Source organism: Stutzerimonas sp. KH-1 (assembly GCF_054483855.1).
In genome coordinates this window covers 1,916,161-1,929,192 of record NZ_CM137011.1, presented here as the reverse complement: position 1 = coordinate 1,929,192, position 13,032 = coordinate 1,916,161, and the positions used below count along the sequence as shown (strand labels likewise).

General features: G+C 62.4%; 15 protein-coding genes. 9 read left to right on the top strand and 6 right to left on the bottom strand.

From position 1 onward, the window contains the following. The first annotated feature begins 104 nt into the window (after window positions 1-104). Complete coding sequence (locus tag ACX1DW_RS09195) at window positions 105-815, top strand: tRNA-uridine aminocarboxypropyltransferase (RefSeq protein ID WP_458993269.1); 711 nt, start codon at window positions 105-107, stop codon at window positions 813-815. On the opposite strand, the gene ACX1DW_RS09190 is transcribed toward ACX1DW_RS09195, so the two are convergent. Next, entirely contained in the window at window positions 810-1,709 is a 900-nt protein-coding gene (locus ACX1DW_RS09190) for a DMT family transporter (RefSeq protein WP_458993268.1), read from the bottom strand. The two genes, ACX1DW_RS09195 and ACX1DW_RS09190, sit on opposite strands and share 6 nt — an antisense overlap. A gap of 247 nt (window positions 1,710-1,956) precedes the next feature. Between ACX1DW_RS09190 and erdR the strand changes: the two genes are divergently transcribed. After that, window positions 1,957-2,607, top strand: coding sequence for a response regulator transcription factor ErdR (erdR, locus tag ACX1DW_RS09185; RefSeq protein ID WP_063543737.1), 651 nt, complete (start codon window positions 1,957-1,959; stop codon window positions 2,605-2,607). Between the two features lie 21 nt (window positions 2,608-2,628). Here the strand turns inward: erdR and ACX1DW_RS09180 are convergent, their stop codons facing one another. After that, window positions 2,629-3,555, bottom strand: coding sequence for a LysR family transcriptional regulator (locus tag ACX1DW_RS09180; RefSeq protein ID WP_063543739.1), 927 nt, complete (start codon window positions 3,553-3,555; stop codon window positions 2,629-2,631). A 113-nt stretch (window positions 3,556-3,668) separates the two neighbouring features. On the opposite strand from ACX1DW_RS09180, the gene fpr reads away from it, so the two are divergent. Further along, window positions 3,669-4,445, top strand: a complete 777-nt coding sequence (gene fpr, locus ACX1DW_RS09175; RefSeq protein ID WP_019407133.1) for a ferredoxin-NADP reductase — start codon at window positions 3,669-3,671, stop codon at window positions 4,443-4,445. 59 nt (window positions 4,446-4,504) lie between these two features. On the opposite strand, the gene ACX1DW_RS09170 is transcribed toward fpr, so the two are convergent. Further along, window positions 4,505-4,990: a YchJ family protein gene (locus tag ACX1DW_RS09170; protein ID WP_063543741.1), complete on the bottom strand. Its 486-nt coding sequence runs from the start codon at window positions 4,988-4,990 to the stop codon at window positions 4,505-4,507. A 1-nt stretch (window position 4,991) separates the two neighbouring features. After that, window positions 4,992-5,492, bottom strand: coding sequence for a DUF6231 family protein (locus ACX1DW_RS09165; RefSeq protein WP_458993267.1), 501 nt, complete (start codon window positions 5,490-5,492; stop codon window positions 4,992-4,994). Between the two features lie 168 nt (window positions 5,493-5,660). Between ACX1DW_RS09165 and ACX1DW_RS09160 the strand changes: the two genes are divergently transcribed. Continuing rightward, window positions 5,661-6,263, top strand: a complete 603-nt coding sequence (locus ACX1DW_RS09160) for an OmpA family protein (RefSeq protein WP_063543743.1) — start codon at window positions 5,661-5,663, stop codon at window positions 6,261-6,263. Window positions 6,264-6,320: 57 nt separating this feature from the next. On the opposite strand, the gene ACX1DW_RS09155 is transcribed toward ACX1DW_RS09160, so the two are convergent. Then, window positions 6,321-6,785 (bottom strand): CopD family protein, encoded by a 465-nt coding sequence (locus ACX1DW_RS09155; RefSeq protein ID WP_133455916.1) that lies wholly within the window; start codon window positions 6,783-6,785, stop codon window positions 6,321-6,323. An 86-nt stretch (window positions 6,786-6,871) separates the two neighbouring features. Between ACX1DW_RS09155 and dinG the strand changes: the two genes are divergently transcribed. The 4 genes from dinG (at window position 6,872) to pdxH (ending at window position 11,882) form a co-directional block, all read left to right on the top strand. Next, window positions 6,872-9,016, top strand: coding sequence for an ATP-dependent DNA helicase DinG (gene dinG / locus ACX1DW_RS09150; protein WP_133455915.1), 2,145 nt, complete (start codon window positions 6,872-6,874; stop codon window positions 9,014-9,016). A 115-nt stretch (window positions 9,017-9,131) separates the two neighbouring features. Further along, window positions 9,132-10,280, top strand: coding sequence for a serine hydrolase domain-containing protein (locus ACX1DW_RS09145; RefSeq protein ID WP_133455914.1), 1,149 nt, complete (start codon window positions 9,132-9,134; stop codon window positions 10,278-10,280). Window positions 10,281-10,415: 135 nt separating this feature from the next. Beyond that, window positions 10,416-11,045, top strand: a complete 630-nt coding sequence (locus ACX1DW_RS09140) for an OmpA family protein (RefSeq protein ID WP_125868498.1) — start codon at window positions 10,416-10,418, stop codon at window positions 11,043-11,045. Between the two features lie 189 nt (window positions 11,046-11,234). Then, complete coding sequence (gene pdxH, locus ACX1DW_RS09135) at window positions 11,235-11,882, top strand: pyridoxamine 5'-phosphate oxidase (RefSeq protein ID WP_125868499.1); 648 nt, start codon at window positions 11,235-11,237, stop codon at window positions 11,880-11,882. A gap of 71 nt (window positions 11,883-11,953) precedes the next feature. Here the strand turns inward: pdxH and ACX1DW_RS09130 are convergent, their stop codons facing one another. Then, window positions 11,954-12,190, bottom strand: a complete 237-nt coding sequence (locus tag ACX1DW_RS09130) for a hypothetical protein (protein ID WP_063543755.1) — start codon at window positions 12,188-12,190, stop codon at window positions 11,954-11,956. 163 nt (window positions 12,191-12,353) lie between these two features. Here ACX1DW_RS09130 and ACX1DW_RS09125 point away from each other — a divergent pair, with 163 nt between their 5' ends. After that, entirely contained in the window at window positions 12,354-12,815 is a 462-nt protein-coding gene (locus ACX1DW_RS09125; RefSeq protein ID WP_125868501.1) for an outer membrane lipoprotein, read from the top strand. Window positions 12,816-13,032: the final 217 nt, after the last annotated feature.

Sequence of the window (13,032 nt, the reverse complement as noted above, 5' to 3'; positions counted from 1 at the left end):
GCTATTTCGACCGGTAGGCCGGTGCACGGTTCATTCCCGGTCCTGCGGCCTTTGCGGCGCAGGCTGGTAGACTGGCACGCTTACTTATCTGCCCGAGTCGATCGATGCCCCATGCCGTAGCCCGCCTGCGCGAGGAGCGCCTGGCGAGAAGCCTCAAGCCGTTCGTTGCACGTGGTTCGCGCGCACCGCGCTGCACGCGCTGCCGCGTACCGCATAGTCACTGTCTGTGTGCTTGGCTGCCGCGGGCCGCCAGCCAATGCGGTGTCTGTCTGCTGATGCACGACATCGAGCCGCTGAAGCCAAGCAATACAGGCTGGCTGATCGCCGATGTGGTGGCCGACACCTTCGCATTCACCTGGCAACGCACAGGGGCGGACCCGCGGCTAATGGCGCTGCTCGCCGATCCTAGTTGGCAGCCCGTGGTGGTCTTTCCGGGCGAGTATGCGACTTCGGACAGGGTGGTCGAGCAGGTCGAGCGGCTGCCAGGCAAGAGTCCCCTGTTCATTCTGCTCGATGCGACCTGGACCGAGGCCCGCAAGATGTTCCGCAAGAGTCCTTATCTCGACGGGCTGCCGGTGTTGAGCCTGCAGCCCGAGGCGTTGTCACGGTACCGACTGCGACGTTCGAAGCGCGGCGATCACCTGTGCACCGCCGAGGTCGCCGCACTCTGTCTGGAGCTGGCAGGCGATGCAGGGGCGGCGACCACGCTGGATGCCTGGCTCGATGTATTCACCGAGCATTACCTTGGGGCCAAGTACCATCGCGCGCCGGATCTGCAGAACGCCGCACATCAGGTACTGACGCAACGGTCATGAGGTCTGGCCGGCCGGCTCGGGCCTGCGCGGCCATAGCTGGGCTGCCAGCATGCCGATGAACATCAATACGCAGCCGAGATAGCCGCGCAATGTCAGGCTTTCATCGAGGAACAGCGCCCCTGCGATGGCCGCGAACACCGCTTCGAGCGAAAGAATGATCGCCGCGTGACTGGCGATTGCATGTTTCTGGGCGACCACCTGCAGCGTGTAGCCGACCGCCACTGCGAAGAGCCCGCCATAAAGAAGGGCAGGGCCGGCGAGCCAGATGTTCGCGGGATCGATCTCTTCGAACACCAGCGCCAGCAGGAGGCTGACCAGCGCGCAGGTCGCGAACTGCAGGAATGCGAGGCGGATGGCGTCGTGACGGCTGACGAAGAAGCTGACCAGCAGTACGTGCACGCCCCAGACGAAGGCGCCAGCGAGCTGGATCCAGTCGCCGGAGGCTACAGTGAAGTCTTCACCTATGCTAAGCAAGGCCATGCCGGCGACCGCCAGGAAGGCACCGAGCCAGGTTCCGAGGCCGGTCTTGTGGCCAATGGCCAGGCCCAGCAGCGGCACGACGATGACGTAGAGCCCGGTGATGAATCCCGAGTTGGTCACACTGGTGAACAACAGCCCAACCTGCTGCAGATTGATCCCCACCGTCAGCGCCAAGCCCATGCTCATGCCGCCCAGCAACAGGCCGCGCTGCAGAAAAGGCTCATGCCGGGCCGCCGTCCGTCCCTGGTGGATCACCAGCGGGAGCAGTGCGAGGGCGCCGAGGGCGAAGCGTAGCCCGGTAAAAAGGAACGGGCCTATATTGTCCATGCCGACGCGCTGCGCAACGAAGGCGGTGCCCCAGATCATCGCGGTGATCAACATCAGGAAATCGGCACGGAGGGCTTGGCTACGCATGTTTCGGCTCGTTCGGAGAAAGCCGCAGACTTTGCTACAAAGCGTTGCGCTTGACCACTTATTCCTGGGTGGGCATGCTTGCGCCGCTTGATTTGTCGCGACGGGCGGCCGATATTTTTCGCCAATCCGTCCAGAATATTCACATCGGACCGTCCCCGGGGCGACTTCTCGGGTCTTTGCCGTCATCTTGTCGGCATCGGCTGCTCAAGCCGATGAAAAAGCGCCAATAAAAATTACAGGTCTGCCAATGGCTGCTTACCAAATAATCATCGCCGATGATCACCCGTTGTTTCGTAGTGCCCTCCAGCAAGCCCTGACCATGGGGTTGGGTGAGAATGTCCATCTGGTAGAGGCGGCCAGCATCGCCGAGCTGGAAGGTTTTCTGACCCAGAGCGCCGACTGGGATCTGGTGCTGCTGGATCTGAACATGCCGGGAGCATACGGATTCTCCGGCTTGGTGCTGCTGAGGGGGCAGTATCCGCACCTTCCGGTCGTCATGATCTCAGCGCAGGAAGATGCAGCGGTCGTTGCGCGCTCGCGCGAGTTCGGCGCCAGCGGTTTCATTCCAAAGTCCAGTTCGCTTGAAACCATCCAGGAGGCGGTGCGGGCCGTTCTCGATGGCGACGTGTGGTGGCCGAGCAATATTCAGGACGTAGCCAATGTCAGTGACGAAGCCAAAGCCGCCAGCGCCGGCTTGGCCAGCCTGACGCCGCAGCAGTTCCGCGTGTTGACCATGGTTTGCGATGGTTTGCTGAACAAGCAGATCGCCTATGAGCTGAACGTGTCCGAGGCGACCATCAAGGCCCATGTCACCGCGATCTTCCGTAAGCTCGGCGTGCGCACCCGGACCCAGGCAGCGTTGCTGCTGCAGCAGATGGGGTCCATCCCCACCAGCTGAACCAGCTGCACCGCCGGCGCTTCAGGCGATCGGCGGCAGCTGTATCTGGTCGCTGCGGCGAATACCGGAAGTCAGCGCCCGACATTGCTCGACGAACTCGAGCATCGCGGCTGTCTGGTATTTGTGCGAGTGCCAGATGAAATAAAACTGGCGTCGCAGATCCAGCGCCGGCGTGACGATCGGAACCAGGCTGCCGCGGCGAAAGGCATCGCGTAACGCCAGCCGCGAGATACAACCGATGCCGAGGCCCGACTCCACGGCGCGCTTGATTGCCTCGGTATGTTCCAGTTCGAGTCGCACATTCAGCTTCCCAGGCCGGTGGCGCACCGCCTGCTCGAACGTCATGCGCGTTCCCGACCCTTGCTCTCGAAGAATCCACGCTTCCCTGGATAGCTCGTCGAGGTCCACCACCTCGCGCTTCGCCAGCGGGTGCTGCGGCGCGCAGAACACCACCAGTTCGTCCTCGATCCAGGGCTGGACTTCCAGCTCGGGATGCTGGCAGTCACCCTCGATCAGACCAAGATCAAGTTCGTGTTGCGCGATCTGATGCACGATATGCGCGGTGTTATGGACGTGCAATTTGACCCGGCATTCCGGGTGGCGCTGCATGAAGTTGCCGATCAGCAGCGTGGCGAGATAGTTGCCGATGGTCAGTGTTGCTCCGACCGCCAGCGAGCCGAACCCGCTCTTGCCGTTTAGCAGGTCCTCAATGGCACGTGCCTGGTCGAGCAGGGCGACAGCCTGTGGCAGGAGTTGCTGGCCAAGTGCATTGAGACACAGGCGTTTACCGGCGCGGTCGAAGAGTTGGCAGCCCGATTGGCGTTCGAACTCCGCCAGCGAGGTGCTGGTGGCCGACTGTGACAATGACAGGCTTTCGGCAGCCCGCGACACGCTTTCCTGGCGTGCGATAGCGGCGAACACTTCGATTTGGCGGAGCGTAAAATGCATATCTATATAACCGATAACATATATCTTTATTATCTGTTTAACGAATATAACAGGCGTCGTTACACTGGCGCCACGTAACGATGTCCGTCGCGACACAATGAGGAAGCCGTAGCATGAGCAATCTGAACGTAGAGCGCGTTCTCAGTGTGCATCATTGGAACGACACGCTGTTCAGCTTCAAGACCACGCGCAACGCAGGCCTGCGCTTCGAGAACGGTCAGTTCGTCATGATCGGCCTGGAGGTCGAGGGCCGCCCGCTGATGCGGGCCTACAGCATTGCCAGCCCGAACTACGAAGAATACCTGGAGTTCTTCAGCATCAAGGTGCAGGACGGCCCGTTGACCTCCCGGCTGCAGCATCTGCAGGAAGGCGATTCGATCATGATCAGCCGCAAGCCGACCGGCACGCTGGTCCTGGACGACCTGTTGCCCGGCAAGCACCTCTATCTGCTTAGCACGGGCACCGGCCTGGCGCCGTTCATGAGCGTGATCCAGGATCCGGAGACCTACGAGCGGTTCGAGAAGGTCGTATTGGTGCACGGCGTTCGCTACGTCAATGAAGTCGCCTACCGCGAGTTCATCACCGAACACCTGCCGCAAAACGAGTTCTTCGGCGAAGCGGTGAAGGACAAGCTGATCTACTACCCGACCGTGACCCGTGAGCCGTTCGAGAACCAGGGCCGCCTGACTGATCTGATGCGCAGCGGCAAGCTGTTCAGCGACATCGGCCTGCCGCCAATCAATCCCGAGGACGATCGCGCCATGATCTGCGGCAGTCCGAGCATGTTGGACGAAACCAGCCAGGTGCTGGACAGCTTCGGCCTGAAGGTCTCGCCGCGCATGGGCGATCCGGGGCACTACCTGATCGAGCGAGCCTTCGTCGAGAAATAACCATCGAAACCGGTGCCGCTGCAATTGCTCAGCGGCGCCAGGGAAGGGTTAGACGCGGTCTAGAGATAAGCCGCACAACATTTCTTGAATTTCAGACCGCTGCCGCAGGGGCAGGGATCGTTGCGACCTTCCTTGAGCGGTACCGTCGGGTCGATGAAGTACCAGCGCCCGTCGCGCTGGACGAAAGCCGAGCGCTCCTGGTGGGCATGTTCTCCGCTCTGGTCGTGCCAGCGCGCGGTGAAGGTCACCAGGGCGTGCTCGGGCTTGCCGCCCAGTACGCTGCTCTCGTTCACCTCCAGCCCCAGCCAGGTGCTCTCCAGGCTCCAGCGACGCATCCCTTCCACATCCAGCGCAGCCTGCTGTGCAGGGAGCGTAGTGGCCTGTAGATAGTCCACCAGCCCCAATACATAAGCACTGTAGCGCGAGCGCATCAGTAGCTCGGCGCTCGGCGCAGCCACGCCGGCGTGATAGCGCCCGCAGCATTCGGCGAGGGCATCACCGCTGCCGCAAGGGCAGTTAAGGTCGGTTGGACGCGGTTCGCTCATGTCACCACCAGTACTTGCCGAACATTTCCGGATTGGCCCAGAACCTGGCATTGAGCCAGTCCGGAACCTGCTTGTATTGCAGTAGGTCGTATGTGAATAGCGTCAAGGTCTGTTCGTCGCGCTGGAAGCGTTCACTGACCTGCAGTGCCAGTGCATAGAAGTCCGTAGTCAGCCATTCGCATGCGTCGAGATCGACGAGTACCGCCATCCGGCTGGTATTCAGATTGCGGATGCTGCCGAGCAGCTCCAGGCCGTTACGCTTGGAGAGGTGTTCGAGGCAGTCGACGAACATAGCCAGGTCGTAGCGCTGGCTGGCCAGATCTTCAGGCAGCGGTGCGGGATCGGCGCGATCAAGCTGGCACTCCGGATGGCATTCGGTGTAGGCAGTCAGAGCAGGTTGATCGCTGCGCCCCACGAGCAACACGCGCGTTGGAGCGTAGTGGTCGAGCATTGCCGCAAGCGCTTGCTGTGGTGTGTGCAGCGGTACAGGGTTTTCGCTCAACAGAGAATCCTCGTTTCAAAGGTGAAGACTAGCGCGGTGCCGTTTGTCGGCCTAGTCTGAAAGTAACCGGAGCCGCCTGGATTCCCATGCGTGGCGATTCTGGCTGAATGTTCATACTGGAGGTTTTGATCGATGAGTACATTACGGACAGCAGTACCCGTTATTGTCATGACCACGTTCCTGGCAGGTTGTGCAGGCGTGCAGAAGCAGGACTGGCCGACCTGTGCAGCCGTAGGTGGCGTGACCGGTGCCGCGCTGGGGGCCATCGAAAGCAGCAGCTACGCCGGTTGGGGTGCGCTGATCGGTGGTGGCGTCGCAGCGGCCTATTGTTGGGCCAACGGCATGGAAGAGGAAACCGTTGCGGTCGTTGAAACGGTCGAGCCGATGCCGCAGACCCAGCCTGAACCGGAGCCCGCTGCTGCGCCGGTGCGCGTCGAGCTGGACGTCAAGTTCGACTTCGACCGCGCTGTGGTCAAGCCGGACAGCTACAGCGACATACAGAACCTGGCCGATTTCATGAAGGAGTATGGCCAGACCACTACTGTACTGGAAGGCCATACCGACTCGGTCGGCACCGACGCTTACAATCAGCGTCTTTCCGAGCGTCGTGCCAACGCCGTGCGCAACGTGCTGGTGGATGAGCTCGGTGTCGAGGGCAATCGCGTAAATGCAGTCGGTTATGGCGAGTCTCGCCCGGTCGCCGACAACTCCACCGAGGAAGGCCGTGCGATCAACCGTCGCGTGGAAGCCGAGGTCGAAGCGCGTCCCTGATTGGTCGGGTGAGCAATGATCCAGCCGGGCTCCGCGCCCGGCTGTTTTTTTGTGCAGTCAGAAGAGCGGACGCGCGCTGGCCAGGGCAATCACCAACAGGCCCAGGATCAGGTTGACGCCCACCAGTCGGCGAATCTTTCCCAGCGCAGCGCCACCCGCTGGCCATTGCTCGCCTTCGATGGCCCTTTTGAGCGAGGGTAGCTGCAGCAGCTGGATGCGCAGGAACAGCGCCAGCATCACCAGATACAGCCCCGTCATGATGTGCACATAGCGCGGCGCGTTCTCCAGCGGGCCGAATCGCATGTGCCACATGCCGATGCCGCTGATCGGCAGCACCAGCACCGCGACCCATACCCAGACGAAGAAGCGGCGGAATACATCGGTCCACAGCCGCAGCCGCTCCGGTGCCTGCAGCACCGCCACGGCCGCTGGTCGCAGCACCATCCAGGCGAAGAACATGCCGCCGACCCACATTGTCGCGGCGAGTACGTGCAGTGCGTAGAGCATGGCGAAAGGCGTCATGGGCAAATCTCCGGTGGCGGTTGAGCGAACGCGCGCTATCATAGCCGCCCGATCGAAGTACTGAAAATATATACAGCTCCGCGCCCATGCTCAGCACCGAACTCAAGTCCCAGATCCAGGGCGCCTATACCCGTTTCCTCGAAGCCAAGGGGCTCAAGGCCCGTTATGGCCAGCGCCTGATGATCGCCGAAGTGGCCAAGGTGCTGGGCACCGTCAAGGTCGACGATGAAGGTCGGCGCAGCAGCGAGCCGGCGGTCGTTGCCGTCGAGGCGGGTACCGGCACCGGCAAGACCGTCGCCTACAGCCTGGCCGCGATTCCGACGGCCAAGGCTGCCGGCAAGCGGCTGGTGATTGCCACCGCGACTGTCGCGCTGCAGGAGCAGATCGTGCACAAGGACCTGCCTGATCTGATGCGCAACAGCGGACTCAATTTCAGCTTCGCTCTGGCCAAGGGGCGGGGGCGCTATCTGTGCCTGTCCAAGCTGGACATGCTGCTGCAGGAAGGCCAGGCGCAGAGCGCCACCGCGCAGCTGTTCGAAGAGGAAGGCTTTCGCATCGAGGTCGACGAGCGCAGCCAGAAGTTATTCACCAGCATGATCGAAAAGCTGGCCGGCAATCGCTGGGATGGCGATCGGGACAGCTGGCCGGAAGAGCTGGGCGATGCGGACTGGTCACAACTGACCACTGATCACAGCCAGTGCACCGGGCGACATTGCCCCAACTTCCAGCAGTGTGCCTTCTACAAGGCGCGCGAGGGCATGACCAAGGTGGATGTCATCGTCACCAACCACGACATGGTACTGGCCGACCTCGCGCTCGGCGGCGGAGCCGTGCTGCCCGACCCTCGCGACACCATTTACGTGTTCGATGAAGGCCATCACCTGCCTGACAAGGCCATCGGCCACTTCGCGCATTTCACCCGGCTGCGCTCGACGGCCGACTGGCTGGGACAGGTGGAAAAGAACCTGACCAAGCTGCTCGCCCAGCATCCGCTACCGGGCGAGCTGGGGCGCTTGGTCGAAGGCATTCCAGAGATCGCCCGGGAGTTGCGTACCCAGCAGCAGTTCATGTTCAGCGCCTGCGAGCAGGTGGCCGACTTCAAGGCCGGGGAGGACATGGAGGGACGCGAGCGGCCGCGACACCGTTTCGTCGGTGGCGTGGTGCCGGAGCACCTGGTCGAACTTGGCACCGAATTGAAGAAAGGATTCGCCAAGCTGACCGATCTCTTCACTCGCATCGCCGAACTGCTCAAGGAAGCGATGGATGGTGAGACCGGCAGCGGCATCGCCAGCCACCAGGCCGAGGAGTGGTACCCGCTGTTCGGCAGCCTGCTGACGCGCTCGCAGGGCAACTGGGACCTGTGGACGGCCTTTACCGTCGAGGATCCGGAAGACAGCCCGCCGATGGCGCGCTGGCTGACGTTGGCCGAAGGCGGCGCGCTGTTCGATATCGAGGTCAACGCCAGCCCGATCCTGGCGGCCGAAACGCTGCGCCGCAACCTCTGGAATGTCGCCTTCGGTGCTCTGGTGACTTCCGCGACGTTGACGGCGTTGAACAGCTTCGACCGGTATCGGATGCGCGCCGGCCTGCCCAAGGCTGCGGTAACTGCGGTGGTTCCGAGCCCGTTCCATCACGCGGACGCCGGAGTGCTCCGCGTCCCTGATCTCAACGCCGACCCACGTGATGCCGCCGCGCATACTGCGGCCATCGTCCGCGAGTTGCCGCAGCTGGTCGAGGGATCGCGCGGCACGCTGGTGCTGTTCTCCTCACGCCGGCAAATGCAGGACGTGTTCGATGGCCTGGAGCGTGACTGGCGCCGCCGGGTGCTCATTCAAGGAAACCTGTCGAAACAAGAGACGCTGAACAAGCACAAGGCGCGGGTGGACGATGGGGAGTCGAGCGTCCTCTTCGGGTTGGCCAGCTTTGCCGAGGGGGTCGATCTGCCCGGTGCCTATTGCGAGCACGTGGTGATCGCCAAGATCCCGTTCGCCGTGCCGGACGATCCGGTCGAGGCTGCACTGGCCGAATGGATCGAAGCGCGTGGCGGTAACCCTTTCATGGAGATTGCAGTGCCGGATGCCTCGCTGCGGCTGGTGCAAGCGTGTGGTCGGCTGCTGCGCACCGAGGCGGATCGCGGTGCTATCACCCTGTTGGACAGGCGGGTGGTGACCCAGCGCTACGGCAAAGCGATTCTCAATGCGCTGCCGCCGTTTCGGCGCGAGATCGACTAGCCAGCCGGCGCGGGATAAGCGGCTGCGATGAGCAGGCATCAGCGTGGCGTCGTGAGGTTTTCCTGGCCCGATGCGGTTGCCAGAATGGCGGACTTCGGATTCGAGAGGTGACAGCGTGCAGGTTCAGGGATTCTTCGATCTTCGTTTCGAAGCGGTACGCGATGCGTTCGCCGCATTGTTCGATGGCACTCAGCAGCGCGGCGCCGCGCTCTGCGTGCAGATTGGCGGCGAGACGGTCGTCGATCTGTGGGCCGGTGCAGCGGACAATCAGGGTGAGCAGGTCTGGCACAGCGATACGCTGGTCAATCTGTTCTCCTGCACCAAGACCTTCTCCGCAGTCGCGTTGCTGCAACTGGTAGAGGAAGGCAAGTTGGAGCTGGATGACCCGGTCGCACGGATCTGGCCCGAGTTCGCGGTCGGCGGCAAGGCCGCGATCACACTGCGCCAGGTGCTTTGTCATCGGGCCGGGCTACCGGCGATACGCCAGTCGATGCCGCCGGAGGCTCTGTACGACTGGGCCGCCATGGCCGGTGCCCTCGCTGCCGAGGAGCCCTGGTGGGCACCAGGCACTGACCAGGGCTACGCCGCAATGACCTATGGCTGGCTGGTCGGGGAACTGTTGCGTCGTGTCGATGGCTGCGGGCCAGGCGAATCGATCGTCCGGCGCACGGCACGGCCTCTCGACCTTGACTTTCATGTCGGCCTGGATGACGGTGAAGCGCATCGGGTCGCTTATCTGACGCGCTTCAAGAACGATTTCGGCGATGCGGCTGCACAGCGATTGTTCAAGGCGCTGATGACGCAACCTGACTCTGTCAGCGCTCGTGCTTTCAATAATCCGCCATCCATCATGAGCAGCGGTAACAAGCCCGAGTGGCGACGCATGGCCCAGCCGGCGGCCAATGGCCACGGCAATGCACGGTCGCTGGCCGGGTTCTATACCGGCTTGCTGCAGGGCAAGTTGTTGGATCGCGCGCTGCTGGCCGAAATGACCCGCGAGCAGAGCATTGGGGTAGATCGCGTCCTGCTGGCGCAGACCCGGTTCGGGCTGGGCTGTTGGCTCGATCAGCCTGATCTGGCCAACGCCACGTTCGGTATGGGCCCAAGGGCGTTCGGCCACCCCGGGGCGGGCGGTAGCGTCGGGTTCGCCGATCCGGAACGCGAACTGGCGTTCGGGTTCGTAACCAACACGCTTGGGCCCTATGTGCTGATGGATCCGCGCGCGCAGTCTCTGGCTCGCAGCGTTGTAGTTTGCTTGGGTTGAACCACTCGTCACTTCTGGTCAGGCAGGCTTTCCAAAAGAGGGACTTGCGTCCACAATTTCGAATCGAACTCACGTGTGATCTGGCTACGTCCGTTCGCTTTTCCCTGAACGCATCTGGTGATGGAACCCTGGCTCATGAACCTTCTGAAGAGCGCCTCGCTGATTCTCTGCTTGCTCGTGGCTGCCGGTTGCAGCTCGAAGAATGAAAAGCCAAGTGAGGTGGAGCCTCCAGTGGTGCCGAAGGTCGATTCGGCCTGGCTCGACGACTACGAGCCGCGCCTGCGTGAAGCGCTCGCGGACAGCCGCTTCGAGGTCGAGCGGCGTGACGGTCTGCTGATCGTGACCGCCCCGGTGGATTCCTCGTTCAACCCAGATCGGCCGGGAATGCTCCTGCCGGTGACGCTCGGACCGATCACCCGGGTGGCGAAGCTGGTCGAGAAGGATGACAAGACTTCTGTGGTGGTCCTGGGGCACGCCGACAGCACGGGCTCCGATGAAGTCAATCGGACCATCAGCCGCGAGCGGGCAGGGGCCGTGGCCGCCATTTTTCGTCTGAGCGGTCTCAAGCATGACCGGCTGCGAATTCGGGGTTTGGGCTCTGACAAGCCGCGTGCAGCCAACGACAGCCAGGAAGGGCGAGCCCTGAATCGTCGCGTCGAGATGGTGCTGGCGCCGCAAACCACTATGCTCGCACTTGTCGCTCAATACGATCAGCCGGCACAACCTGCAACCCAGGTGGCCCAGGCCGAGGTGGCGAAGAAGTAAAGGCGCTGCATTGTCAGACCAAACAGGCCCGCAAGTGGGCCTGTTTTCGTTTGGCGAGGTTGCCTTGAATCAAGCGTATCGAGCCCTGACGCGGATATGCTTTCAAGGGTGTCAGGTTCCGGTTTCGGTCGTCTGCTTGCCAGCCGCCTGATACGCTGGAATCCGCTTTTCCATCAAAGGAGCCCCTCGATGATTCAGACCCTGGCCGATATGCGCCGTGACTATACCCGTGACGGTCTTAGCGAGGTCAATGCGCCCGCCGAGCCCTTTGGTCTGTTCCAGCAGTGGTTCGGTGAGGCGATGAAGACCGAGCAAGCACCGGTCGAGCCTAACGCGATGTCGCTGGCCACCGTGGATGCCGAGGGTCGGCCACACTGCCGGATTCTTCTGCTCAAGGCGCTGGACGAGCGTGGGTTTACCTTCTTTACCAATTACGACAGTGCGAAGGGCCAGCAACTGCAAGAGGCGCCCTTTGCCGCCATGACCTTCTTCTGGCCTACGCTCGAACGCCAGGTGCGAATCGAAGGGCGGGTTGAGAAGGTGAGCCCTGAAGAGTCGGATGCCTATTTTCAGGTGCGCCCGCTGGGTAGCCGCCTGGGTGCCTGGGCCTCGCCGCAAAGTCAGGTCATCCGTGATCGGGCCGAGCTGGAGCGGTTGCTGGCTGAGACCGAGCAGCGCTTCTTGGACAAGGCCCCCCATTGTCCGCCGCACTGGGGTGGCTATCGCCTGCTGCCAGAGCGCATCGAGTTCTGGCAGGGGCGTGCCAGCCGTCTACATGACCGGCTCGAATATCGTCTGGTCGCCAACAGCTGGCAGCGCGAACGTCTCGCCCCCTGATCAGGTGGCGATGCCTGGCTACGGGCGGCCTGGTGATGTTGCTGGCCGTTCGAGCCGGAGTCGGCTCAGGTTCAGGCTTCGGTATAGCGCTGGGCCTGTTGTTCCAGCCAGGGCTGAAGCTCCTTGCGACGGATCTTTTGGGCTTTCGCTTCGGCAAGCTGTTGCAGCATCCAGGCGCGCTTCGCGGGATCGCCACCGGCGATCGATAGCGCGAGATCGCGGTCTGCCCAGCGGCGGAAGCGTACGATCAGCCAGCCGTGAAAAGCCAGGCCGGCCACGGTGGTGATGGCTATGATGAAGTAATCCATGGGGGTAATCTCGCTGGAAGGAACCCGGCAGGGCCGGTTCGACTCGCATACCTAGGCTTGTTGCTAGATGCTGAGTCAGGACGCTGAAGATGCCAAGCGCTTTTTTGTCGCCACCAGCTGCCGCTTCCGCCGGAACGAACAGCTGTCTGCAGGAGAATTTTCTATGCGCAATTCCTTTTTCGTTGCTTCCTTTGCTGCCGTGGCGCTGACCTTGGGCGGGTGTGCCTCCAGCCTGACCGGAGATACCTATTCTCGTGATGAGGCGCGTGCCGTTCAGACCGTGCGTTACGGCACCATCGAGTCGCTACGGCCGGTGAAGATCGAGGGAACCAAGACGCCGATCGGTTCCGGTGCCGGAGCGATAGTAGGCGGGGTGGCCGGTAGTGGGGTGGGTGGCGGTCGCGGCAGTGCTGTCGCTGCGGTCATCGGGGCGGTGGCCGGCGGAATGCTCGGAGCGGCGGCGGAAGAGGGAATTACCCGTACGCAGGGCGTCGAGATCACCGTGCGCGAGGATGACGGAAATGTCCGCGCCTACGTGCAAGCCGTGGAGCCCAACCAGGTGTTTCGCGTCGGCCAACGTGTCCGCATCCTGACCGTCAGTGGGACAAGTCGCGTGGCGCCTTGACCATCGAGACCGGCGAATAGCGCTGTACGTCCAGGCGCCGCCTTCCGTTCCGAAAGGAGCGGAGGCGGCGCCTTTTGTTTTTCGAAATACATGAATTCATGACGACGGCATCATCCGTATGGATAATCGGGCGCACATTTGTGTGCAGCTTCAGGCAGTTACTTCGCCTGCCAAGGATAAGAATGCCTCCGGATCGGCGGCTTAAGGGGTCTCGTTC

Excerpts from the sequence above, each read along its gene's own strand:
- ACX1DW_RS09130 (WP_063543755.1), bottom strand. The coding sequence starts at position 12,190 with ATGGATTACTTCATCATAGCCATCACCACCGTGGCCGGCCTGGCTTTT.
- dinG (WP_133455915.1), top strand. The coding sequence starts at position 6,872 with ATGCTCAGCACCGAACTCAAGTCCCAGATCCAGGGCGCCTATACCCGT.
- ACX1DW_RS09155 (WP_133455916.1), bottom strand. The coding sequence starts at position 6,785 with ATGACGCCTTTCGCCATGCTCTACGCACTGCACGTACTCGCCGCGACA.
- ACX1DW_RS09180 (WP_063543739.1), bottom strand. The coding sequence starts at position 3,555 with ATGCATTTTACGCTCCGCCAAATCGAAGTGTTCGCCGCTATCGCACGC.
- pdxH (WP_125868499.1), top strand. The coding sequence starts at position 11,235 with ATGATTCAGACCCTGGCCGATATGCGCCGTGACTATACCCGTGACGGT.
- fpr (WP_019407133.1), top strand. The coding sequence starts at position 3,669 with ATGAGCAATCTGAACGTAGAGCGCGTTCTCAGTGTGCATCATTGGAAC.
- erdR (WP_063543737.1), top strand. The coding sequence starts at position 1,957 with ATGGCTGCTTACCAAATAATCATCGCCGATGATCACCCGTTGTTTCGT.
- ACX1DW_RS09140 (WP_125868498.1), top strand. The coding sequence starts at position 10,416 with ATGAACCTTCTGAAGAGCGCCTCGCTGATTCTCTGCTTGCTCGTGGCT.
- ACX1DW_RS09195 (WP_458993269.1), top strand. The coding sequence starts at position 105 with ATGCCCCATGCCGTAGCCCGCCTGCGCGAGGAGCGCCTGGCGAGAAGC.
- ACX1DW_RS09125 (WP_125868501.1), top strand. The coding sequence starts at position 12,354 with ATGCGCAATTCCTTTTTCGTTGCTTCCTTTGCTGCCGTGGCGCTGACC.
- ACX1DW_RS09170 (WP_063543741.1), bottom strand. The coding sequence starts at position 4,990 with ATGAGCGAACCGCGTCCAACCGACCTTAACTGCCCTTGCGGCAGCGGT.
- ACX1DW_RS09190 (WP_458993268.1), bottom strand. The coding sequence starts at position 1,709 with ATGCGTAGCCAAGCCCTCCGTGCCGATTTCCTGATGTTGATCACCGCG.
- ACX1DW_RS09160 (WP_063543743.1), top strand. The coding sequence starts at position 5,661 with ATGACCACGTTCCTGGCAGGTTGTGCAGGCGTGCAGAAGCAGGACTGG.